Annotated in this window: 19 protein-coding genes; 11 read left to right on the top strand and 8 right to left on the bottom strand. The window is 72.6% G+C overall.

Annotation, left to right across the window (positions count from 1 at the left end; genetic code table 11):
• Positions 1–95: 95 nt before the first annotated feature.
• From ACIO92_RS04210 to ACIO92_RS04200, 3 genes are all read right to left on the bottom strand, one after another.
• On the bottom strand, positions 96–617 hold the full coding sequence (locus tag ACIO92_RS04210) for a GNAT family N-acetyltransferase (RefSeq protein ID WP_366445126.1): 522 nt from the start codon (positions 615–617) through the stop codon (positions 96–98).
• A gap of 19 nt (positions 618–636) precedes the next feature.
• The gene (locus ACIO92_RS04205; RefSeq protein ID WP_366445189.1) at positions 637–1,440 is read right to left on the bottom strand and encodes a TIGR04222 domain-containing membrane protein; all 804 of its coding nucleotides are present in this window, start codon (positions 1,438–1,440) and stop codon (positions 637–639) included.
• A 126-nt stretch (positions 1,441–1,566) separates the two neighbouring features.
• A complete protein-coding gene (locus tag ACIO92_RS04200) occupies positions 1,567–2,046 on the bottom strand; it encodes a hypothetical protein (protein ID WP_401237648.1) in 480 nt (159 codons plus the stop codon).
• 1,363 nt (positions 2,047–3,409) lie between these two features.
• On the opposite strand from ACIO92_RS04200, the gene gcl reads away from it, so the two are divergent.
• Positions 3,410–5,197 (top strand): glyoxylate carboligase, encoded by a 1,788-nt coding sequence (gene gcl / locus ACIO92_RS04195; RefSeq protein WP_366445127.1) that lies wholly within the window; start codon positions 3,410–3,412, stop codon positions 5,195–5,197.
• Between the two features lie 212 nt (positions 5,198–5,409).
• Here gcl and ACIO92_RS04190 read toward each other — a convergent pair whose 3' ends face one another.
• A complete protein-coding gene (locus tag ACIO92_RS04190; RefSeq protein WP_402280892.1) occupies positions 5,410–6,396 on the bottom strand; it encodes an ArsR family transcriptional regulator in 987 nt (328 codons plus the stop codon).
• Between the two features lie 97 nt (positions 6,397–6,493).
• Here ACIO92_RS04190 and ACIO92_RS04185 point away from each other — a divergent pair, with 97 nt between their 5' ends.
• On the top strand, positions 6,494–7,822 hold the full coding sequence (locus ACIO92_RS04185; RefSeq protein WP_402280894.1) for an MFS transporter: 1,329 nt from the start codon (positions 6,494–6,496) through the stop codon (positions 7,820–7,822).
• Here ACIO92_RS04185 and ACIO92_RS04180 read toward each other — a convergent pair.
• The 4 genes from ACIO92_RS04180 to ACIO92_RS04165 form a co-directional block, all read right to left on the bottom strand.
• Positions 7,758–8,429 (bottom strand): HNH endonuclease family protein, encoded by a 672-nt coding sequence (locus ACIO92_RS04180; protein WP_366445130.1) that lies wholly within the window; start codon positions 8,427–8,429, stop codon positions 7,758–7,760. The two genes, ACIO92_RS04185 and ACIO92_RS04180, sit on opposite strands and share 65 nt — an antisense overlap.
• A 633-nt stretch (positions 8,430–9,062) precedes the next feature.
• The gene (locus ACIO92_RS04175; protein ID WP_366445131.1) at positions 9,063–10,520 is read right to left on the bottom strand and encodes a catalase; all 1,458 of its coding nucleotides are present in this window, start codon (positions 10,518–10,520) and stop codon (positions 9,063–9,065) included.
• A gap of 188 nt (positions 10,521–10,708) precedes the next feature.
• Complete coding sequence (locus ACIO92_RS04170) at positions 10,709–11,599, bottom strand: 2-hydroxy-3-oxopropionate reductase (protein ID WP_366445132.1); 891 nt, start codon at positions 11,597–11,599, stop codon at positions 10,709–10,711.
• Positions 11,600–11,819: 220 nt separating this feature from the next.
• The gene (locus tag ACIO92_RS04165) at positions 11,820–12,653 is read right to left on the bottom strand and encodes a TIM barrel protein (protein ID WP_366445133.1); all 834 of its coding nucleotides are present in this window, start codon (positions 12,651–12,653) and stop codon (positions 11,820–11,822) included.
• 140 nt (positions 12,654–12,793) lie between these two features.
• Between ACIO92_RS04165 and ACIO92_RS04160 the strand changes: the two genes are divergently transcribed.
• The 9 genes from ACIO92_RS04160 to ACIO92_RS04120 all read left to right on the top strand — a co-directional run bounded on the left by ACIO92_RS04160 (position 12,794) and on the right by ACIO92_RS04120 (position 20,983).
• Positions 12,794–13,045, top strand: a complete 252-nt coding sequence (locus tag ACIO92_RS04160) for a hypothetical protein (RefSeq protein WP_366445191.1) — start codon at positions 12,794–12,796, stop codon at positions 13,043–13,045.
• Between the two features lie 44 nt (positions 13,046–13,089).
• A complete protein-coding gene (locus ACIO92_RS04155; RefSeq protein WP_366445192.1) occupies positions 13,090–13,428 on the top strand; it encodes a helix-turn-helix domain-containing protein in 339 nt (112 codons plus the stop codon).
• A 155-nt stretch (positions 13,429–13,583) separates the two neighbouring features.
• Positions 13,584–14,099, top strand: coding sequence for a 2-oxo-4-hydroxy-4-carboxy-5-ureidoimidazoline decarboxylase (gene uraD, locus ACIO92_RS04150; protein WP_366445134.1), 516 nt, complete (start codon positions 13,584–13,586; stop codon positions 14,097–14,099).
• Positions 14,096–14,485, top strand: a complete 390-nt coding sequence (gene uraH / locus ACIO92_RS04145; protein ID WP_366445135.1) for a hydroxyisourate hydrolase — start codon at positions 14,096–14,098, stop codon at positions 14,483–14,485. Before uraD ends, uraH begins: the two co-directional genes overlap by 4 nt.
• A 5-nt stretch (positions 14,486–14,490) precedes the next feature.
• Complete coding sequence (gene pucL / locus ACIO92_RS04140; protein ID WP_366445136.1) at positions 14,491–15,414, top strand: factor-independent urate hydroxylase; 924 nt, start codon at positions 14,491–14,493, stop codon at positions 15,412–15,414.
• Between the two features lie 70 nt (positions 15,415–15,484).
• Positions 15,485–16,891, top strand: coding sequence for a nucleobase:cation symporter-2 family protein (locus ACIO92_RS04135; protein ID WP_366445137.1), 1,407 nt, complete (start codon positions 15,485–15,487; stop codon positions 16,889–16,891).
• Positions 16,892–16,939: 48 nt separating this feature from the next.
• Complete coding sequence (locus ACIO92_RS04130) at positions 16,940–18,328, top strand: 8-oxoguanine deaminase (RefSeq protein ID WP_366445138.1); 1,389 nt, start codon at positions 16,940–16,942, stop codon at positions 18,326–18,328.
• 405 nt (positions 18,329–18,733) lie between these two features.
• Positions 18,734–20,083 carry a nucleobase:cation symporter-2 family protein gene (locus ACIO92_RS04125; RefSeq protein WP_366445194.1) on the top strand — a complete coding sequence of 450 codons (1,350 nt, stop codon included), beginning with the start codon at positions 18,734–18,736 and terminating at the stop codon, positions 20,081–20,083.
• A 222-nt stretch (positions 20,084–20,305) separates the two neighbouring features.
• Positions 20,306–20,983 carry an aspartate/glutamate racemase family protein gene (locus tag ACIO92_RS04120; RefSeq protein WP_402058448.1) on the top strand — a complete coding sequence of 226 codons (678 nt, stop codon included), beginning with the start codon at positions 20,306–20,308 and terminating at the stop codon, positions 20,981–20,983.
• The last annotated feature ends 103 nt before the right edge of the window (positions 20,984–21,086 follow it).

Below are 21,086 nucleotides of genomic sequence, written 5' to 3'. Positions count from 1 at the left end.
CCGGCTCAGCCCGCCTGCCGAGGCTGATCGTCCAGAGCGGACACCCTGACAACGGACACGGGACACCGGGCTCCCCGCGCGGTGTCCCGGGGGACTCAGGGGCCCGCCACCTCCCGGCGCATACAGACGCGGGGCCAGGCCGAGAGGCCGTGGGCCGCCTCGGCGGCGCTGATCGCGCGCAGCCCCTCCGTCAGGGCCGGGTCCGCCCCGGTCAGCGGACGGAAACCGAGCCGGGTGTAGTACGGGGCGTTCCACGGGACTTCGGCGAACGTCGTCAGCGTCAGCGCCGCGAGACCCCGTTCCCGAGCGGACGCCGCCAGATGCTCGATCAGCGCCCGTCCCACCCCCCGGCGGGCCGCGTCCGGATGCACCGACACCTGCTCGATGTGGGCGGCGCCGTCCACGGTGTCGGCCAGCAGGTACGCCACCGGACGGTCGGCGGCGTCCACCGCCACCCACGCCCGCCCGTCGCCCCGGTACGACTCCAGCACGTCCAGCGGCAGCGGATCGTCGTCCGCGATCGCCGCCATGCCGAGCCCGCGGAACGGTTCGCCCGCCGCCCGTTCGATGTCCTGGAGCAGCGGGAGTTCGGCCGGTGCGGCCGCTCTGATACGCATACGACAGTATGGCGCGGCCTCAGCACCTCCCGCCGACCGCATCCGGTCCCGCGTCCCCGCCGTCACCGTCCGGCGGCCGGAATCCGTCCACCTCGCGCGGCCGGTCGAGGAGCCCGCCGTCCCGCGAGAACCTCGGCAGGAACAGCCTGAGCGCCGGATCGCCGTACAGCGCCACGTACAACTGGACCAGCTTCCCGTCCGTCACCTCGCGCCGGTGCGCGGGCAGCGGATGCCGCTCCCGCAGCGCCGACAGCAGCCGCCGGGCCGCCGGGGTCGCCGACGGCAGCCGCAGCAGGACGACCGCCGCGAGCACCGGCAGCGTCCCCGCCGCGAGCGCCCCCACCGCCGTCGTGCCCGACCTCCCCGTCGCGTACGCCCCCGCGAGCACCGTCACCGGCACACAGCCGAGGAGCACCCGCGCCGCCCACAGCCGCGTCCGGGGCCGCAGCAGCCCCGCTCCCCGCAGTTCCCCGCTCAGCGCGTCCACCGCCCGCCGCGCCTCGGGCCGCTGCGCCAGGTCCCGCAGCCGGAAGGCCCGGTCCAGGGCCCCGTGCACACCCAGCTGTACGGGGTCCCGGGTGCGGCCCGGCCCGCCGTTGGCCCGAATCGTATGTTTGCGGCCCGCGGCGACCGCGCCGCGCTGATGGAGCGCCACCAGGGCCACGGTGACGGCCGCCCGCCGCCCGCCCCGCAGCAGGGCGAGGGCCTGGGGCTGCGGTGGTTCCTCCGTTCCTCTTTCCCTGCTGCGCGTTCGCAGCAGTACGACGGCGATCAGCAACTGTCCGCAGGCCGCCCCTATGAACCACCACATCGCCGTCGGCATCACGCCCACCCCCCGAGGGTGTTGTGCCCGGGGGAGCGTGATCGTCACGCGTGAATGGCCGGTTTCGGATGCTGAGGTGTTGTGGGCGCCGTGGGCGCCGTCAGCGGAGCGCCGGAGCCGCCCGGCTCAGGGGCCGCCCTCCGCCAGATCGTCCGCGGCGCCGTTCACCGGCTGCGGGGTGCCGGTGAGGTCGAGCACGAACAGCGGCAGACCGACCTCGGTCGCCCGCGAACGGGCCTCGGGCGTGTAGCCCGCGAGCGAGAAGAACACGCTCACCGCCGGGGCGCTCAGCCCGTTGAGCCAGAGGCATTCGACCGCCCGGAGCCCTGTCGGCCGGGTGCTCGGATCGACCTGGGCGACGAGTCCCGGCCCCCGCAGGTCCACCCCGGACACGGGCCGCTCCTCCGGCTGGACCACGTCCCGGAAGCCGAGCCAGCGCAGATACCCGGCCGCCGCGGCGACCGCGTCCCGCGAGGTCCGGATCGTCACGGGCCGGAACGCCCCGCGCACCGGAGCGGGCCGGGGCGCGGTGGGCGGCAGCGGGATGTGCGCGGGATGCGCGGGATACCGCTCGGCGAAGGCGCGGGGTCCGGTGCCGGGGGACACCCGTCCGGGACCGGTCGGGTGTCCCCCGGCACCGGTCGGGCCGGTCGGCGTGGCCGGGCCGGAGGGCGGGATGGGTTCGGTCGGTGGCACGGGGGAGGCCGGGGGGACGGGGTCGGTACGTCCTCCCGCAGGACCCGCAGGACCCGCAGGACCCGCAGGACCGGTGGGTTCGGCAGGTCCGGTGGGACTCGCGGGGTTGATGGGACCTGCGAGGCCGGTGTGCCCTTCGGGGTCAGTGGCACCCGCCCGCCCGGGGAGACCTCCCGGGCCGTCGGGGCTCAGGGGACCTACGGGCCCCGACCGCGCGCCCGAGGCCGTCGGCCCCGACCGCGTCCCGGAGGCCGTACCGGCGTCAGCGCCCGAGTGGTCCCCGTCGGCGGGTGCGGGCGTGAGACCGGCGCCGGGGCCCGGGACCAGGCCGTCGCCGGGCCCGGCGCCAGGTCCGGCGCGGAAGGCGCTGTCGGTTCCGGACGCCGGGCGAGACCCCGGGGCCTCGCCCGCACCCCGGCCGGTCAGGGGTCCCCGCTCCGGATCCGCGCCGAGGTCGAGCCCCGGACCGGGGACGTCGGGCGGGCCGCCCGGCGCCCTGCGGCCCGTGAGCGGCCAGCCGGGGAGCGCGCCGGGCCCCTGCCCGCCGGGACCCGTGGGCCCCGCAGGCCCCACCGGTCCGGTGGCGCCGGGTCCGGCGGCCCAACGCTCCGGTGCGCCCGCGCCCGCACCAGACCCCGTGCCCGTGCCCGTAAGGAATCCGCCCGGTGTCCCCGGACTCCATCCTCTTCCCGTGGGGGAGCCGTCCGTGGCGCCCGGGGCCGTACCCGTGGGGGAGCCGTCCGCCGTCCCCGGGCCGTCGTTCTCGCGCGGGCCCAGGACCGGCACGCGGAGCAGCGTTCCGCAGGAGCAGCCCAGGTCCGGGTGGGGCCAGTCGTTCTCACGGCCACAGGCGTCGCAGCGGACGGTGACCCACTCGTCGGTCCAGTTGCGGTGGGTGACCGGCTCCGCCGTCGCACCCGCCACCACCGGTGGCGCGACCGGGCTCCCGCACGCGCAGGGCAGGACGGGCGGCGCGTACGCCTGCGTCCGCAGACACACCGGGCAGCGCACCGGTACCGGATCACCCACGGTCAACCCCCTGTCGTTCGGACCCATCGTCCACCCAACGGGCTTCCCGGGGTGGGAGTTCGGCCACTTCCGCGCATCCTTCGCGTCCCGCTGCGCGGACCTCCCTTGACGGCTCTCCGGAGCCCGACCTACATTGCTTCCGTATGGCAGAACAGCATTTCCGCATTACGGAAACAAGCCCTTCGGCTCCTCTTCGGGCCGACCGGTGGGCTTGGGTCCGCCCGGCCGAAGCAGGAGCACTCCCATGCCTCGTATGACCGCCGCCGCAGCGGCCGTTGAGATCCTCAAGCGCGAAGGCGTCACCCAGGCGTTCGGCGTCCCCGGCGCGGCGATCAACCCCTTCTACCGCGAGCTCAAGAACGTGGGCGGCGTCAACCACACGCTCGCCCGGCACGTCGAGGGCGCGTCCCACATGGCCGAGGGCTACACCCGCGCCAAGGCCGGCAACATCGGCGTCTGCGTCGGCACCTCGGGCCCCGCGGGCACCGACATGATCACCGGCCTGTACTCGGCCATCGCCGACTCCGTCCCGATCCTCTGCATCACCGGCCAGGCCCCGGTCTCGAAGCTCCACAAGGAGGACTTCCAGGCCGTCGACATCGCGAGCATCGCCAAGCCGGTCACCAAGGCGGCCACCACCGTCCTGGAGGCCGCGCAGGTCCCCGGCGTCTTCCAGCAGGCCTTCCACCTGATGCGCTCCGGCCGCCCCGGCCCGGTCCTCATCGACCTCCCGATCGACGTCCAGCTGACCGAGATCGAGTTCGACCCCGAGACCTACGAGCCGCTGCCCGTCTACAAGCCGCGCGCCAGCCGCGCGCAGGCCGAGAAGGCGCTGGGCTTCCTCCTGGAGTCCGAGCGCCCGCTGATCGTCGCGGGCGGCGGCATCATCAACGCCGACGCGACCGACCTGCTCGTCGAGTTCGCCGAACTGACCGGCGTCCCCGTCATCTCCACCCTGATGGGCTGGGGCGCCATCCCCGACGACCACGAGCTGTCCGCGGGCATGGTCGGCGTCCAGACCGCGCACCGCTACGGCAACGCGACCTTCCTGGCGTCGGACTTCGTCCTCGGCATCGGCAACCGCTGGGCCAACCGCCACACCGGCTACAACCTCGACGCCTACACCGAGGGCCGGAAGTTCGTCCACGTCGACATCGAGCCCACCCAGCTCGGCAAGATCTTCGCCCCGGACTACGGCATCGCCTCCGACGCCAAGGCCGCCCTGGAACTCTTCGTCGAGATCGCCAAGGAGCTGAAGGCCGCGGGCAGGCTCCCCGACTTCACCGCCTGGGCCGCCTCCGCGCAGGACCGCAGGGCCACTCTCCAGCGCCGTACGCACTTCGACGACATCCCGATCAAGCCGCAGCGCGTCTACGAGGAGATGAACAAGGCCTTCGGCCGGGACACCCGGTACGTCACCACCATCGGGCTCTCCCAGATCGCCGCCGCACAGTTCCTGCACGTCTACCGGCCGCGCCACTGGATCAACTGCGGCCAGGCCGGTCCGCTCGGCTGGACGATCCCGGCGGCGATCGGCGTCGCCACCGCCGACCCGGAGACCCCGGTCGTCGCGATCTCCGGCGACTACGACTTCCAGTTCATGATCGAGGAGCTGGCGGTCGCCGCCCAGCACAAGGTCCCCTACGTCCACGTCCTCGTGAACAACGCCTACCTGGGTCTGATCCGCCAGGCGCAGGGCGGCCTCGGCATCAACTTCGAGGTCAACCTGGAGTTCGAGAACATCAACACCCCGGAGATCGGCGTCTACGGAGTGGACCACGTCAAGGTCGCCGAGGGCCTGGGCGTCAAGGCCATCCGCGTCACCGACCCGGACGAGCTGGGCGAGGCGCTGGAGCAGGCCAAGAAGCTGGCCGTCGAGCACCGGGTCCCGGTCGTCGTCGAGGCCATCCTGGAACGCGTCACCAACATCGCCATGAGCAAGACGGTGGACATGAGCGACGTCACCGAGTTCGAGGAGCTGGCGACCGAGCCCGGCCACGCGCCGACCTCGATCAAGCCCCTCCGGGTCTGACCCCGCACGCCGTCGCACCCACGGCCCCCGCCCCGAAGCGCCCCGAAGCGCACCGGGGCGGGGGCCGCCCGCGTGCCCGACGGCCCTTCGTACGAGGAGTGTTGCTCAACAGCCTTTCACCGGAAGGCCGTTGCCCGACGGATCCCCGTCCGGCAACCGTTGACCTGGCGTCCGGCGCTCCCAGGGCCCCTGGCCCTCCGCCGCGAGGACGTTCAGGAGCGGTGCGCTTCGCCCCGCGCCCGTACGAGCACCGCGCCCGCCGCCGTCCACACGTACAGGACCGACCGGCCCGCCCGGTCACGTCGTACGAGCCCGGCGTCGAGCAGCACCTTCAGATGCCGCCCCACCGACCCCAGCCCCTGCCCGGTGAGCGCCACCAACTGACTGGTGGACAGCGGAGATCCGAGCCGTACGAGGACCCCGGCGCGGGCCCCGCCGAGGAGCGCGCCCAGCGCCTCGGGCACCACGGGACCCGATACGTCCACGAGGGCGCCGGAGCACGGGTACACGAGCGCGAAACGCTCCGACCCCTCCCAGGAGACCCAGCCCGTCCGAGGTGTCACGGGCACGAAGAGGAGCCGCCCTCCGTCCACCCGACGCGGCGGATAAGCGCGGGCGTTGACCTGCAGCCGCCCCTCGCCCAGCCAGCGCGTCCTGCCCGGATTCAGCTCGTCGACCGCCGCCGCCCAGCCGTCCCGCGCCAGCCGCGCCGTGCGCGCCACCACGTCCGCCTCCAGGACCCGGCGCCGCCGCGCCCAGTCCGGCAGCACCGTCTCCCGCCACACCCACTCCAGGACGCCCGCGAGCCGGTCCGGCAGGTCCTCCGCCGTCCGCAGCGGCTCCGGTACGGGACCGCCGACCGCCACCTCCAACTGCGGTACGGCATCGCCCGGTTCGCAGTCCCGGACGGCCGCGACCTCCTCCTCGAAGGACCGGCCGGGCGCGCCCGTGGGCGTCGGCGTCAGGAAGTCCGCGTTCCAGGTGGGCCCGATCGCGGCCCGGACGAGCAGCGCGTCGAGCGGTGCGGCGGCGAGCCGCCGCCGGTACGCGGGCAGATGGGCGGTCAGCCAGGCGCGCTCACCCGGATGGGCTCCCGTCCCCGTGTGCAGGGTCTTCAGGGCGGCGACCGTCTCGGCGAGCGGCGAGACGACGAACCGGCTCCCGGCCAGCGAATCCGTGCCGATCTGCCACCAGCCCACGCCGCCCGCCGTCCTCTCCCGCGCCCCGGGCCCGTGCGGCCTTTCGCCGGTGCGCGAAACAATACCGGGGTGCCGGGCCCGGCCCGAGACTCCCGACATGCCCCGCTACCGCGACCTCTTCCGCGTCCCCGAGTTCACCCCGCTCTTCCTCACCGGCGCCGCCCACAACGCCGCCCAGACCGTCGCCGGGCTCGGCCTCGCCACGCTCGTCTTCCGCGCGACCGGCTCCCCGCTCCTCGCCGCCCTCGCCCTCTTCGGGCCCTCGCTCGCCCAACTGGTCGGTGCCACCACCCTGCTCTCGGCGGCCGACCGGCTGCCGCCGCGGGCCGCGATCGGCGGCATCGCCCTCTGCTTCGCCGTGGGCACGGCGGTCCTCGCGGTCCCCGGCCTGCCGGTCTGGGCGCTCTTCGTGATCCTGTTCGTCGAGGGCCTCGCGGCCTCCCTCGGCGGTGGCGTGCGGTACGGACTCCTCAACGAGATCCTGCCCCGTGACTCCTATCTGCTGGGCCGCTCGCTCACGAACATGGCCACGGGCGTCTGCCAGATCGCGGGCTTCGCGACCGGTGGCCTCCTCGTCGCCCTGCTCTCGCCGCGCGGCGCGGTCCTGGCCGGCGCGGGCTGCTACCTGGCCGCCGCGCTCCTCGCCCGGCTCGGGCTCGGTGCCCGTCCGCCGCGCGCGAAGGGGCGGGCGTCCGTCGCCGAGACCTGGCGGACCAACCGGCTGCTGCTCTCCTCGCCCGCCCGCCGCCGCTGCTACCTCGCGCTGTGGGTGCCCAACGGGCTGATCGTCGGCTGCGAGTCACTGTTCGTGCCGTACGACCCCGGGCGCGCCGGGCTCCTCTTCGCCTGCGGCGCGCTGGGGATGCTGGTCGGGGACACCGCGGTGGGCCGCTTCGTACCGGCGCGGCTGCGCGGACGCCTCCGCTTCCCGCTCCAGGCGCTGCTCGCGGCCCCGTTCCCGCTGTTCGTCCTGGACCCGCCGCTGCCGGTCGCGCTGCTCGCGGTGACGGTCTCGGCGGTCGGGTACGGGGCGAGCCTCCTGCACCAGGAGCGGCTGATGGGCCTGGTGCCGGAGGAACTGGGCGGGCACGCCCTCGGGCTGCACTCCTCCGGGATGCTCGCCCTCCAGGGGCTGAGCGCGGCGCTCGCCGGGACGCTCGCCCAGTACACCTCGCCCCGTACGGGCATGACGCTCCTCGCCGTCGCCTCGCTCGCGGTCACCTGCGCCCTGGCGCGGGCGGACCGGGACCGGGCGGACCGGACCACCGGCCCCGGTCCTGATGACGGCGGCGACGGCGGTGACGAAGGTGACGGCGGTGACGGGGGCCGGGCCGCCGGGGCGGCCGTCGTCGAGGGGTCCCTCAGCGCGGAGGCGTCGAGCGGAGCACGACGGTCTCCTCGCAGGGGCCGTCAGCGAACAGCTTGAGCGCCTCCATCTCGTCCTTGTCGACCGACAGGCCCCAGCGCAGCTTGGTGGAGATCCACTCGCCGACGTAGCGGCAGTACTGCCCGGCGTCCGACGGCACCCACTCGGCCGGGTCCCGGTCGCCCTTGGCGCGCTGGCTGCGGGCGGTGACGGCGACGAGCGTCGCGGTCGCCCCCTGGTCGTTCGCGAACCGCTCGCGCCGCTCCTGGGTCCATCCGGAGGCGCCCGACTCCCACGCCTCCGCCAGCGGGACGAGGTGGTCGACGCGGAGCGTCGTCGGGTCGGTGACGCTCTGGCCGTCGTAGTACGAGGTCCACCGGCCGCCGGTCAGCGCGCAGTCCGCGCCGGTGCCGGGGGCGTCGACGGCCTCGGCGAGCAGCACCTCGGAGCGGGTGTCGCAGCCGTCGGCCGCGTCGAGGCCCGTGTTCCAGTGGGGGAAGGCGGCCGGGCGGAAGCCGGTCGGGTCCTCGGTGGCCTCCGGCAGCTCGGCGAGCGCGTCGGGCAGCAGGACCACCCCGACCCCGGCGGAGAGGGCGGGGGAGGGGGCGGCCAGCGGCGACAGGATCAGTGCGAGCGGGACGAGCCCGCGCATCAGGTTCTTCAGCATGGAGAAGTGCATAACCCCGGGTGCGGGGCGAGGTGGTGCGGAATCGCGGAAAATCCCCCGGGAGGGTGTGCGTCTTCACCGCGGAAACGATGCTTCGGCGGAGTCGTTCGAGAAGGATTCGGGCGGGAAGGAGCCGTGCGAGAGGGTCTTGCCGAGAGGGCCCTGTGCGAGGAGGAGAGGCGCGAGAAGGGGGAGGGGCAGTGCGCGAGAAGGGGGGAGGGGCACTGCGAGAGAAGGGGGGAGGGGTGGTGCGAGAGAAGGGGGGAGGGGTGGTGCGGGAGACGAGGGGCGGTGCAGAAGGAAGAGCGCGGGACCGGGGACCGTAACCCTGGTTCCGCGCTCTCCTGTTGGTGACCGCCCGGCGGCACGAGGCCGGCGCGACAGGACGTTCGCGCTGCCGGGCGGAGTGGGGGGCGTCGGGACCGCGGCGGCGGCGACGGGCGGCAGGCACTCCCCTTCCTTCAGGTCAGGAAGGGGGACCTCACGCCCTTACCACCGCACTGGCTCGTCGCCGCCGCGGTCCTCATGCTGTCCGGATCACCGGCCACCCCTCATCCGGGTCGGTCGATCCGGACCACGTACGACACTGACCTCCCGTCACATGCCGTACGCGGTCTGGGTGGTGATGAAGGATCAGTCCTCGCGCAGGGCGCGGACCGCCTCGGCCACGCGCTTGCCGTAGTCCGCGTCGGCGGCGGCGAAGTGCGCGAGGTTCTTCTCGATGACGTCCTCGCGGGACACCTGGGACAGGCCGCCCGCGATGTTGGCGACCAGACGGCCCTTCTCGTCCTCGGACATCAGCCGGTACAGCTCGCCCGCCTGGAAGAAGTCGTCGTCCTTGGTGTGCTGCGGGGCCGCGTGGGTGCCGGTCCAGCCGTGGACCGCCAGCGGGGCGGAGAGCGCCGCGTCGGTCTGGGCGGGGCCCGAGTACGAGTTGGGCTCGTAGTTCTTGTCGTGGCGCGAGCCCTGGCGGGTGGCCATGAGGCCGTCCCGGCCGTAGTTCTCGGCGACGGTCGCCTTCGGGGCGTTCACCGCGAGCTGGGTGTGGTTGACGCCGAGGCGGTAGCGGTGGGCGTCGGCGTAGGCGAAGAGGCGGCCCTGGAGCATCTTGTCCGGCGAGGGGCCGATGCCCGGGACGAAGTTGTTCGGGGAGAACGCGGCCTGCTCGACCTCGGCGAAGACGTTGTCCGGGTTGCGGTCGAGGACCAGACGGCCCACGCGCTGGAGCGGGTGGTCGCTGTGCGGCCACACCTTGGTGAGGTCGAACGGGTTGAAGCGGTATTCAGCGGCCTCGGCGGCGGGCATCACCTGGACGTACAGCGTCCAGGAGGGGTTCACACCGCGCTCGATCGCCTGGAGCAGGTCGGTCTGGTGCGAGTTGGCGTCCTTGCCGACCAGCTCGGCGGCCTGCTCGGCGGAGAGGCTGCGGACGCCCTGGTTCGTCTTGAAGTGGTACTTGACGAAGAAGGCCTCGCCCGCCTCGTTGGTCCACTGGTAGGTGTGGGAGCCGTAGCCGTTCATGTGCCGGTACGAGGCCGGGATGCCGCGGTCGCCCATGAGCCAGGTGATCTGGTGGGTGGCCTCGGGGGCGTGCGCCCAGAAGTCCCAGACGTTGTCCGGCTCCTGCTTGCCCGTGAAGGGGTCGCGCTTCTGCGAGTGGATGAAGTCGGGGAACTTGATCGGGTCCTTGATGAAGAACACCGGGGTGTTGTTGCCGACGAGGTCGTAGTTGCCCTCCTCGGTGTAGAACCTCAGCGCGAAGCCGCGCGGGTCGCGGACCGCGTCCGCGCCGCCGAGCGAGTCGGCCACGGTGGAGAAGCGGATGAAGGTCTCGGTCCGCCTGCCGACCTCGCCGAGGAAGTGCGCGCCGGTGTGCGCGGTGACATCGTCGGTCACCTCGAAGAAGCCGTACGCGCCGGAGCCCCGGGCGTGGACCACGCGCTCCGGGATCCGCTCACGGTTGAAGCGCGCGAGCTTCTCCAGCAGGTGCTGGTCCTGGAGGAGGAGGGGGCCACCGACGCCGGCGGTGGCGGAGTTCTGGTTGTCGGCGACGGGGGCGCCGGACTCGGTCGTAAGCACGCGCTTCGACATCGTGACCTTCCGTACGGGGGCTCTGCTGACGGTCCGAGGAGCGTAGGTTCGGCCCGAACAGGACGTCAACAGTTTGTTGAAAAGGAAGTGTGGTGCTCCGGCCGGCGGCGGCGCCTGGGCGCGACAGGACAGGTTGTCAGCGCCGCCACCGGCCGGAGATCAGGGGCCCCGGCGAGCCGGGGCGGGCATCAGACCTGCTGGCCGGAGAGGCGCTCGACGGCGCGCAGCAGGGCCGAGTGGTCCAGACCGCCGTCGCCCTGGGCGCGCAGCGAGGCGACGAGCTGGGCGACGACGGCGCCGACCGGGAGGGCCGCGCCGACGTTGCGGGCGGCGTCGGTCACGATGCCCATGTCCTTGTGGTGGAGGTCGATCCGGAAGCCGGGCCTGAAGTCCCGGCTCAGGAAGTTGTCCTTCTTGCGGGTCAGCACGGTCGAACCGGCCAGACCGCCGTTGAGGACGTCGAGGGCGGCCCGGAGGTTCACCCCGGACTTCTCCAGGAAGACCACGGCCTCGGCGCAGGCCTGGATGTTGACCGCGACGATCAGCTGGTTGGCGGCCTTCACCGTCTGGCCGGAGCCGTGCGGGCCGCACAGGACGATGGTCTTGCCGAGGGACTCCAGGACGGGCAGGGCCTCGTCGAAGTCGGCCTGCTCGCCGCCGACCATGATGGAGAGGACGGCCTCGACGGCACCGGCCTCGCCGCCGGACACCGGGGCGTCGATGACGCGGATGCCCTTCTCGGCGGCGTTCTTCGCCAGGTCCACCGAGGTCTGCGGGGTGATCGACGACATGTCCACGATCAGCGCGCCCCGCCGGGCGTTCTCCAGGATGCCCTCGGGACCGTAGGCGATGGCCTCGACCTGGGGGGAGGCGGGCACCATCGTGATGACGACGTCGGCGTCCGCGACGGCCTCGGCGATCGACCCGGCGGCGGTGCCCCCGGCCTTGGTCAGGCGGTCCAGCTTGTCCTGCTCCAGGGTGTAGCCGGTGACGGGGTAACCGGCCTTCAGGAGGTTCTCGGACATGGGGGAGCCCATGATGCCGAGACCGATCCACGCGATCTTGGGAAGGGTGCTCATGAGGGTGCCTCTCGAAACAGGTGGTACGGGGGAGGAGTCGCGGGCCGACGAGCGGTCGGCGGGGGTGTGCCGGGTGGCGGGCCCCGCCGGTCGGCGGGTGCCCCGCCGTCGGGGTCCCGCCGGGGTGGCGGGGTGCCTGCCCGGAGTCCCGCCGGGGTCGGCGGAACGCCTTTCGGGGTCCCGCCGGGGTCCGCCGGAGTCCGCCGGAGTCCCGCCGGGGTCAGCGGGCGGCGCGGGCCTCGGCGGGGAGCCACCCGAAGGACGCGGCGGCGTCGGGGGCCTTGTACTCCAGGCCGACCCAGCCGTCGTACCCGGCCTTCGTCAGCTCGTCGAGGAGCCGCTCCAGCGGCAGCTCGCCGGTGCCCGGCGCGCCGCGGCCCGGGTTGTCCGCGATCTGCACGTGGCCGGTCCTGTCGGCGTACTCCGCGATGACCCGGCTGACGTCCTCGCCGTTCATCGACAGGTGGTAGACGTCGAGGAGGAACTTGGCGTTGCCGAGGCCGGTGGCCGCGTTCACCTTGTCCACGACCTCGATGGCGGCGGGCGCGCTCACCAGGGGGTAGAGCGGCGACTCCGGCTGGTTGAGGGTCTCGATCAGGAGGATCGCGCCGACGCGGTGGGCGGCGCGGGCGGCCAGGACCAGGTTCTCCAGGGCGAGGGTGTCCTGGATCTGCGGGTCGACGCCCTCCACGCGGTTGCCGTAGAGCGCGTTGAGCGCCCGGCAGCCGACCGAGGCCGCGAAGTCGGCGGCGACCGTGATGTTGGTCCGGAACCGGTCCGACTCCTCACCGGGCACGGAGAGGGCGCCGCGGTCCGGGCCGGGGAGCTGTCCGGCGTAGAAGTTCAGGCCCACCAGCCGGGTGCCGGCGTCGTCGAGGGCCTTCTTGAGTGCGTCGAGCTCGCTCTGCTCGGGGGTGGCGGTGTCGATCCAGGGCCACCACAGCTCGACCGCCGTGAAGCCCGCCGCGGCGGCGGCCGCGGGGCGCTCCAGGAGCGGGAGTTCCGTGAAGAGGATCGACAGGTTCACATCGAAGCGCTGGTCCGTGAATCCCATGAGGGGCGGCGCTCCTTCCGTATCGCGGAAGTAAGTTTCTGTCTGACGGAATGCTGCAAGGCGGGCGGTGTACTTGTCAAGGGGTCCCCGCAGGTCCGGGGCTCCCGTGGGTCCCGGCAGGGCCGTAGCGTGGGGCCATGGTGCGTTTGAGAGTGGAGTTCACGACCGAGCCGTTCGACCTCGACGAGGCCCCGGCGCACGCGGTCGTGGCCCGTGAGGTCATCCAGTCCGCCGAACTGGACGCGGTCGACGTCGGCCCCTTCGGCAACACGGCGGAGGGTGGCGCCGACGCGGTCCTCGGCGCGGTCGACGAGCTGCTGCGCCGGTCCCTCGCGGCCGGTGCCACCCGCGTCTCCCTCCAGGTCAATGTGATCGGGGAGGGCGGGGAGTGAGTGAGCACCCGCTGGTCGCCGCCGTGAAGCCGCTGGCCGACGCGATGGGCGCCGAGCTGCTCGGCCCCGCGCAGGCGGAGGCCGACGACGTGGTCCTGTCCTGGGAGGGTGAGGAGGTCCTCGCCGTACGGCTGCCGCAGCTGTCCGAATCGCTGGACCGCATCCTCGCCGCGATGGAGCGGCGGCACGGGATGCCGCTGGCCGAGCTCGACCGCAAGGCCAAGCAGGAGGCCGTCCGGATCCTGGAGGCGCGTGGCGCGTTCTCGGTGCGTCACGGGGTGGAGACGGTCGCCGGGGCCCTGGGGGTCAGCCGCTTCACGGTGTACAACTACCTCAACCGGGAGACCGCCCTGAGCAGGGAAAAGGCTGCTCAGGGCGAGTAGTTGACCGGTTGCCGCCGCAAGCCGTCGTCCGGATGTCGGGACGACGGCTTTTGCGTGGCCGAGTTTTCAACAAAGTGTTGACGTCGTGTTGCCGAGGGCGTTAGCTATCCGCAGCCCGTCCGACGCACAGCGAAAAACAGCCACGGAGGCTTCCCGTGACTTCAGGTACGACACCGGGTCTCACCCGGTTCAACGCCTCGGCGGAGAGCGAGGCCGTCGCCGCGCTCCACGAGGTGTGCTCCAGTTCGGCGTGGGGGCACAAGATCCTCGCCCAGCGCCCGTACACCACCGCCGAAGCCCTCTTCCTCAACAGCGACGCCGCCATGGCCGAGCTGACCGGTGAGGACCTGGCCGAGGCGATGGCGGGGCACCCGCCGATCGGCCGTCCGAAGGCAGGGGACCCGACCTCCTCCCGCGAACAGAGGGGAATGGCCGACGCCTCCGAGGAACTCAAGGCCGAGATGCTCGAACTCAACCTGGACTACCAGGACAGGTTCGGCCATGTCTTCCTCATCTGCGCCACCGGCAGGACCGGAGAGCAGATGCGCGACGCACTCCGGGAACGGATCGGGAACTCGCCCGAGGCGGAGCGGGAGACCGTCCGCACCGAACTGGGCAGGATCAACCGTATTCGGCTGACCCGACTCGTAGAAGAAGAGGACGCGCGATGAGCACCGACACCACGGCCTCGGTGTCCACACACATCCTGGACACCAGCATCGGCCGCCCCGCCGAGGGCGTGGCCATCACGCTCGCGGCCCGCGGCGGCTCCGACGCGGAGTGGGTCGCGCTCGGCGGTTCGGCCACCGACGCGGACGGACGCTGCAAGGACCTGCCGGCCCTGCCGGAGGGCACCACCCAGGTACGCCTCGACTTCGAGGTCGAGACGTACTTCTCCAAGAACCGAGCCGAGGCGCAGCAGGACGCCCCCCGCGTAAGGGACAGCGGTGCGTTCTTCCCGGAGGTGGCGATCACGTTCGCCGTCACCCCCGGCGAGCACTACCACGTACCGCTGCTGCTCAACCCGTTCGGCTACTCCGTATACCGAGGGAGCTAGCAGACATGCCCACGATTCTCGGCCAGAACCAGTACGGCAAAGCAGAGAACCGCGTCGTCAAGATCACGCGGAACGGCGACACCCACCACATCAAGGACCTCAACGTCTCCGTCGCCCTCTCCGGCGACCTCGAGGACCTCCACCTCTCCGGCTCCAACGCCCACTGCCTCCCCACCGACACGACGAAGAACACCGTCTTCGCGTTCGCCAAGGAGTACGGCATCGAGTCCGCCGAGCAGTTCGGCATCCACCTCGCCCGGCACTTCGTGTCGAGCCAGGAGCCGATCCGGCGCGCCCGCATCCGGATAGAGGAGTACGCCTGGGACCGCATCGCCACCTCCGAGGCCAACTCCAAGTTCATCGGCGCCGACGAGGTCAACCACTCCTTCGTCCGCCAGGGCCAGGAGACCCGCGTCACCCAGATCACCTACGACGGCCAGAACTGGGAGGTCATCTCCGGCCTCAAGGACCTCGTCGTCATGAACTCCACCAACTCGGAGTTCTGGGGCTACATCAAGGACAAGTACACGACGCTCCAGGAGGCGTACGACCGCATCCTGGCCACCCAGGTGTCCGGCCGGTGGCGGTTCAACTGGACCGACGACGAGCAGCGTATGCCCCACTGGGAGCGGTCCTACGCCGAGACCCGGAAGCACATGCTCCAGGCCTTCGCCGAGACCTACTCGCTCTCCCTCCAGCAGACGCTCTACCAGATGGCCTCGCGGATCATCAACCACCGCTCGGAGATCGACGAAGTCCGCTTCTCGCTCCCCAACAAGCACCACTTCCTCGTCGACCTCGAACCGTTCGGACTGAAGAACGACAACGAGGTCTACTACGCCGCCGACCGCATGTACGGCCTCATCGAGGCCACCGTCCTCCGCGACGGAGCCACGGCGCGGATCCCGGTCGACATGACCAACCTCTAAGCGGCATCTGAGTGAAGGCCCCCGCCCGCCCGCAGTCGGGCCGGGGCCGCGCCAGACCGGAGGGAATCTCATGGCACAGCCCGCAAAGGGGCCGGCACCCGCCGAAGGCCCGTGTTCCACCTCGCCGGACACCACCCGTCAGGTCCATCCGGTGGACGAAAAGCTCCCCGCCTCGCGGCTCGTCCCCGCGGCACTCCAGCACATCGCCGCCATGTACGCAGGCGTCGTCACCCCTCCGCTCATCATCGGCCAGGCAGTCGGCCTGGACGCCGCCGGGATGACCCGGCTCATCGCCGCCAGCCTGCTCATCGCCGGCTGCGCGACCGTCCTGCAGACCCTCGGCATCGGACGCTTCGCCGGAAACCGGCTCCCGTTCGTCAACGCCGCCTCCTCCGCGGGCATCGCCCCGATGCTCGCCATCGCCGAGACCAGCGCCCCCGGCCGTCAACTCCCCGCCATCTACGGCGCGGTCATGGTCGCCGGAGTCTTCTGCCTCGCCGTCGGACCCTTCTTCGGCAGGCTCCTGCGCTTCTTCCCGCCGCTCGTCACCGGCGTCGTCATCACCCTCATCGGGGTCACCCTGATGCCCGTGCCCGTCGGCTGGGCCCAGGGCGGCGACAAGACCGCCGCCGACTTCGGCGCCATGAAGCACCTGGCGCTCGCGGGCCTCACCCTCGTCGTCATCCTGCTCTTCCAGCGCTTCGGCAGGGGCTTCGTCAAACAGATCGCCCTGCTCCTCGGCCTCTTCATCGGCACCCTCGCGGCGATCCCCTTCGGCCTCGCCGACTTCAGCGCCCTGCGCGAGGCACCCGTCGCCGCCCTGCCCACCCCCTTCGCCTTCGGCGCCCCCGAGTTCCAGCCCGCGGCGATCCTCTCCCTCTGCATCGTCATGCTGGTCCTCATGACCGAGTCCAGCGCGGGGATGCTCGCCCTCGGCGAGATCTGCGACCGGCGCAGCGACGGCCGGACCATCACCCGGGGACTGCGCACCGACGGCATCGCCACCCTGCTCGGACCCGTCTTCGGCGGCTTCCCGACCTCGGCCTTCGCCCAGAACGTCGGCGTCGTCTCGCTGACCCGGGTACGGTCCCGGTACGTGGTCGCCGTCGCGGGCGGCGCCCTCCTGGTCCTCGGCGCTTTCCCCGTCCTCGGCGCGGTCGTCTCCACGGTCCCCATGCCGGTCCTCGGCGGCGCGGGCATCGTCCTCTTCGGCTCGATCGCCGTCAGCGGCATCCGCACCCTGTCGGAAGCCGGACTCGACGACAGCTCCAACATCATCCTGGTGGCCGTCGCGCTCGGCGCGGGCATCATCCCGCTCGCCGCCCCCACCTTCTACGCCGGTTTCCCCGCCTGGGCGCAGACGGTCCTCGGCTCCGGCATCAGCGCCGGCGCGCTCGTCGCCGTCCTGCTCAACCTGTTCTTCCACCATCTCGGCACCCGGAGCCCCCACACGGCCCCGGCACTCAAATCCTCCTAGGGTCCTGCCGTGCCCACTCCACCCCAGAGGAATGAAGGAACCACCGCCATGGCAGCACCTTCGGCAGCCCAGCGCATCGTCATCGAGAACGCGGCGATCGCCACCGTCGACGCGCACGACACCGAATACGCCTCCGGCCACCTCGTCGTCGCGGGCAACAAGATCGAGTCCATCGGTGCCGGAAAGGCTCCGGAGGGCCTGGCGAACGTGGTCCGGCGCATAGACGCCTCCGGCCACCTCGTCACACCCGGTCTGGTCAACACCCACCACCACTTCTACCAGTGGATCACCCGGGGCCTCGCGACCGACCACAACCTCTTCGACTGGCTCGTCGCCCTCTACCCCACCTGGGCCCGGATCGACGAGCCGATGGTGCGCGCCGCCGCACGGGGCTCGCTCGCGATGATGGCCCGCGGCGGCGTCACCACCGCCATGGACCACCACTACGTGTACCCGGTGAACTCCGGTGACCTCTCGGGCGCCATCATCGGCGCCGCCTCCGAGATGGGCGTCCGCTTCACCCTCGCCCGGGGCTCCATGGACCGCAGCGAGAAGGACGGCGGCCTGCCGCCGGACTTCGCCGTCGAGACGACCGAGGGCGCGCTCGCCGCGACCGAGGAGACGGTGAAGAGGTACCACGACGCCTCCTTCGACGCGATGACCCAGATCGCCGTCGCCCCCTGCTCGCCCTTCTCCATCTCCACCGAACTCCTCCGTGAGGGCGCCGCGCTCGGCCGCCGCCTCGGCGTACGGATGCACACCCACGGCTCGGAGACCGTGGAGGAGGAGAAGTTCTGCCACGAACTGTTCGGGATGGGCCCGACGGACTACTTCGAGTCCACCGGCTTCCTCGGCGAGGACGTGTGGATGGCGCACTGCGTCCACATGAACGACTCCGACATCGCCGCCTTCGCCCGCACCAGGACCGGGGTCGCCCACTGCCCCTCCTCCAACGCGCGGCTCGCCGCGGGCATCGCCCGCGTCCCCGACATGCTGAAGGCGGGCGTCCCCGTCGGCCTCGGCGTCGACGGCACCGCCTCCAACGAGTCCGGCGAACTCCACACCGAACTGCGCAACGCGCTCCTGGTCAACCGGCTCGGCGCCCACCGCGAGGCCGCGCTCAACGCCCGCCAGGCCCTGCGCCTGGGCACCTACGGCGGCGCCCAGGTCCTCGGCCGGGCCGACAGCATCGGCTCCCTGGAGGCGGGCAAGCTCGCCGACTTCGTCCTCTGGAAGATCGACGGCCTCGGCCACTCCACGATCGCCGACCCGGTCACCGCCATCGTCCTCGGCGCGGCGGCCCCGGTCACCGCCTCCTTCGTCAACGGCCGGCAGATCGTCGAGAACGACCGTCTGCTCACCGTCGACGAGGACACCATCGCGCGCGACGCGCGCACGGAGGCGCAGCGCCTGGCCCGCATCGCGGCCCAGGGCTGACCCTCCCCACGGAGTCCGGCCGAGGGGGACGGCCCTCGGCCGGTCGCCGCGAACCCGAGCGGGGTCCGCGGCAGCCGGGCCGGGAGGTGCCGTACGCAGAAGTCGTACGGCACCTCCCGGGACGGTGACCCATGCCCGCACCCCCCATCGGGCACCCGTACCCGCGCCGCACCCCTCCGCGCGCACCGCACCACCCCCGCACCGCACCACCCCGCACCGAGCCGCACCTCGTGCACCCGCACCGCATCGCACCACCTCCCTGACACCCGCGTCACCGCCGACGCGCACCCGACCGGAGGAACCGCCGTGGCCGCAAAGCCCCAGGTTCGCAATGCACAAGACGCAGGCTCCGCCCCCGACGACCACCAGACACATCCGGTCGACGAGAAGCTGCCCCCACTGAAGATGCTCACCACCGGCCTCCAGCACGTGGCCGCCATGTACGCGGGCGTCGTCGCGCCGCCCCTGATCGTCGGAGCGGCCGTCGGCCTCTCCGGCACCGAACTCACCTTCCTGACCGGTGCCAGCCTGTTCACCGCGGGCCTCGCCACCTTCCTCCAGACCCTCGGCGTCTGGAACATCGGCGCCCGGCTGCCCTTCGTCAACGGCGTCACCTTCGCCGGAGTCGCGCCGATGCTCGCCATCGTCGACACCACCGGCGACAAGGCCGACGCCCTCCCCGTGATCTTCGGCGCGGTCATCGTCGCCGGAGTCCTCGGCTTCATCGCCGCCCCCTGGTTCTCCCGGCTCGTGCGGTTCTTCCCGCCGGTCGTCACCGGCACCGTGATCACCCTCATCGGCGTCTCCCTCCTCCCCGTCGCGTTCGGCTGGGCCCAAGGGCCCGACCCCAAGGCCGCCGACTACGGTTCGACCACGTTCCTCTCGCTGGCCGGCATCACCCTGGTCGTCGTCCTGCTGCTGCGCCGCTTCACCCGGGGCTTCCTCAAGCAGATCGCCGTCCTCGTCGGCCTCGTCATCGGCACGCTGATCGCCGTCCCCTTCGGCGTCACCGACTTCTCCCCGGTGATCGAGGCGGACGTCGTCGGCTTCCCCACGCCGTTCCACTTCGGCGCCCCCCAGTTCGCCCTCGCCGCGATCATCTCCATGTGCGTGGTCATGCTGGTCTCCATGACCGAGTCGACCGCCGACATGCTGGCGCTCGGCGAGATCGTCGAGCGCCCGGCCGACGAGAAGACCATCGCGGCGGGACTGCGCGCCGACACCCTCGGCTCCGCGATCAGCCCCCTCTTCAACGGCTTCATGTGCAGCGCCTTCGCGCAGAACATCGGCCTGGTCGCCATGACCAGGGTCCGCAGCCGCTTCGTCGTCGCCTGCGGCGGCGGCTTCCTGGTCCTGATGGGCCTCTCGCCGGTCGCCGCCTCGCTGATATCGGTCGTCCCCCGGCCGGTCCTCGGCGGCGCGGGTGTCGTCCTCTTCGGCTCGGTCGCCGCCAGCGGCATCCAGACCCTGGTGAAGGCCGGTCTGGAGAAGGACAACAACGTCCTCATCGTCGCCGTGTCGCTGGCCGTCGGCATCATCCCGATCACCAAGCCGGACTTCTACCACGCCTTCCCTGAGACCGCCCAGATCATCCTGGACTCCGGCATATCCACCGGCTGTGTCGCCGCCGTCCTGCTCAACGTGGTCTTCAACCACCTGGGCGGGGGCCGGAACGACGACGAGGTCACCGCGCCGATGGAACCGGGCGAGGAGATCTCCGGCGCCCGCACCTCGAAGACGGCGCACGTCCACTGAACCCGTCCGCCCTCCCACCGCCCGCCCCGGGTCCCGCGCACCCCGCCGGACCCGGGGCCGGGGCGTCCGCGGCGCCCGCGCGCGGACCCGTGGCGCAGGGACCCGCGCAGCCCGCACCTGTCCGGCCCGGGACATGACACCCGGGGCCGTGCCACCTGAGACCGTGGCGCCCGAACCCCTCGCACCAGGCACCGTGACGCCCGCACCCCAGGGGGCCGCACCATGACGCCCCGCACCGCGCGGCCCCGGACCGTGGTGCTGATCAATCCCAACACCTCCGACGCCACGACCGCGATGATGGCCGCCCTCGCCCGGCGGTACCTCGGCGCCGCCCGGCCCGTCCGGGGCGTCACCGTGGCCCGGGGGCCCGACATGCTGACCGACCCCGCCGCGCTGCGGGCCGCCGCTCCCGAGGTCCTCGCGGCGGGCCTGCGCGCCACGGCCGGGGACGGCTGCGCCGCACTCCTCGTCGGAGCCTTCGGAGACCCCGGGCTCGCCGCGCTGCGCGCCGCCGTCACCGTGCCCGTGGTGGGCCTCGGTGAGGCGGCCCTCAGGGAAGCCGCCGCCGACGGGACCCGCTTCGGCATCGCCACCACCACACCCCTGCTCGCCGGGACCATCGCGGACCAGGTGCTCTCCCTCGGCCTCGCGGACCGGTACACCGGGCTGCGCCTCGCCCCCGGCGACCCCGCACACCTCCGCGCCGCACCGGAACTGCTCCTCGACCGGCTGGGGCGGGCGGTCCGCGCCTGTGCCGAGCGGGACGGCGCCCAGGCCGTGGTCATCGGCGGCGGCCCGCTCGGCGAGGCGGCCGAAGCCCTCCGCGACCGCTGCGGGGTCACCGTCGTGGCCCCGGTCCCGGCCGCCTGCCGCGAGCTCACCCGGGTCCTGCCGGACTGAGGGCACGGGCACGGTGGCCGTCCGCCCGGTGGGAGAGGGGCCGGGGCGCGCGATCCCGCAGCGGGGACCGTGCGGCCGGGCCCGCTGAGGCGACCGTACGGCC

The sequence above is a fragment of the Streptomyces sp. NPDC087215 genome (genome assembly GCF_044744885.1).
Lineage (GTDB): Bacteria > Actinomycetota > Actinomycetes > Streptomycetales > Streptomycetaceae > Streptomyces.
Note: the sequence above shows the minus strand (reverse complement) of the source record. Positions and strands in the feature narration are given on the sequence as shown.

Bases quoted from the DNA above. Each gene is read 5' to 3' on its own strand.
- ACIO92_RS04125 (WP_366445194.1), top strand. From the start codon at position 18,734: ATGCTCACCACCGGCCTCCAGCACGTGGCCGCCATGTACGCGGGCGTC.
- ACIO92_RS04155 (WP_366445192.1), top strand. From the start codon at position 13,090: ATGGGCGCCGAGCTGCTCGGCCCCGCGCAGGCGGAGGCCGACGACGTG.
- ACIO92_RS04130 (WP_366445138.1), top strand. From the start codon at position 16,940: ATGGCAGCACCTTCGGCAGCCCAGCGCATCGTCATCGAGAACGCGGCG.
- ACIO92_RS04170 (WP_366445132.1), bottom strand. From the start codon at position 11,599: ATGAGCACCCTTCCCAAGATCGCGTGGATCGGTCTCGGCATCATGGGC.
- ACIO92_RS04175 (WP_366445131.1), bottom strand. From the start codon at position 10,520: ATGTCGAAGCGCGTGCTTACGACCGAGTCCGGCGCCCCCGTCGCCGAC.
- gcl (WP_366445127.1), top strand. From the start codon at position 3,410: ATGCCTCGTATGACCGCCGCCGCAGCGGCCGTTGAGATCCTCAAGCGC.
- ACIO92_RS04205 (WP_366445189.1), bottom strand. From the start codon at position 1,440: ATGCCGACGGCGATGTGGTGGTTCATAGGGGCGGCCTGCGGACAGTTG.
- ACIO92_RS04120 (WP_402058448.1), top strand. From the start codon at position 20,306: ATGACGCCCCGCACCGCGCGGCCCCGGACCGTGGTGCTGATCAATCCC.
- pucL (WP_366445136.1), top strand. From the start codon at position 14,491: ATGCCCACGATTCTCGGCCAGAACCAGTACGGCAAAGCAGAGAACCGC.
- uraH (WP_366445135.1), top strand. From the start codon at position 14,096: ATGAGCACCGACACCACGGCCTCGGTGTCCACACACATCCTGGACACC.
- ACIO92_RS04135 (WP_366445137.1), top strand. From the start codon at position 15,485: ATGGCACAGCCCGCAAAGGGGCCGGCACCCGCCGAAGGCCCGTGTTCC.
- ACIO92_RS04210 (WP_366445126.1), bottom strand. From the start codon at position 617: ATGCGTATCAGAGCGGCCGCACCGGCCGAACTCCCGCTGCTCCAGGAC.
- ACIO92_RS04180 (WP_366445130.1), bottom strand. From the start codon at position 8,429: ATGCTGAAGAACCTGATGCGCGGGCTCGTCCCGCTCGCACTGATCCTG.
- ACIO92_RS04185 (WP_402280894.1), top strand. From the start codon at position 6,494: ATGCCCCGCTACCGCGACCTCTTCCGCGTCCCCGAGTTCACCCCGCTC.
- ACIO92_RS04165 (WP_366445133.1), bottom strand. From the start codon at position 12,653: ATGGGATTCACGGACCAGCGCTTCGATGTGAACCTGTCGATCCTCTTC.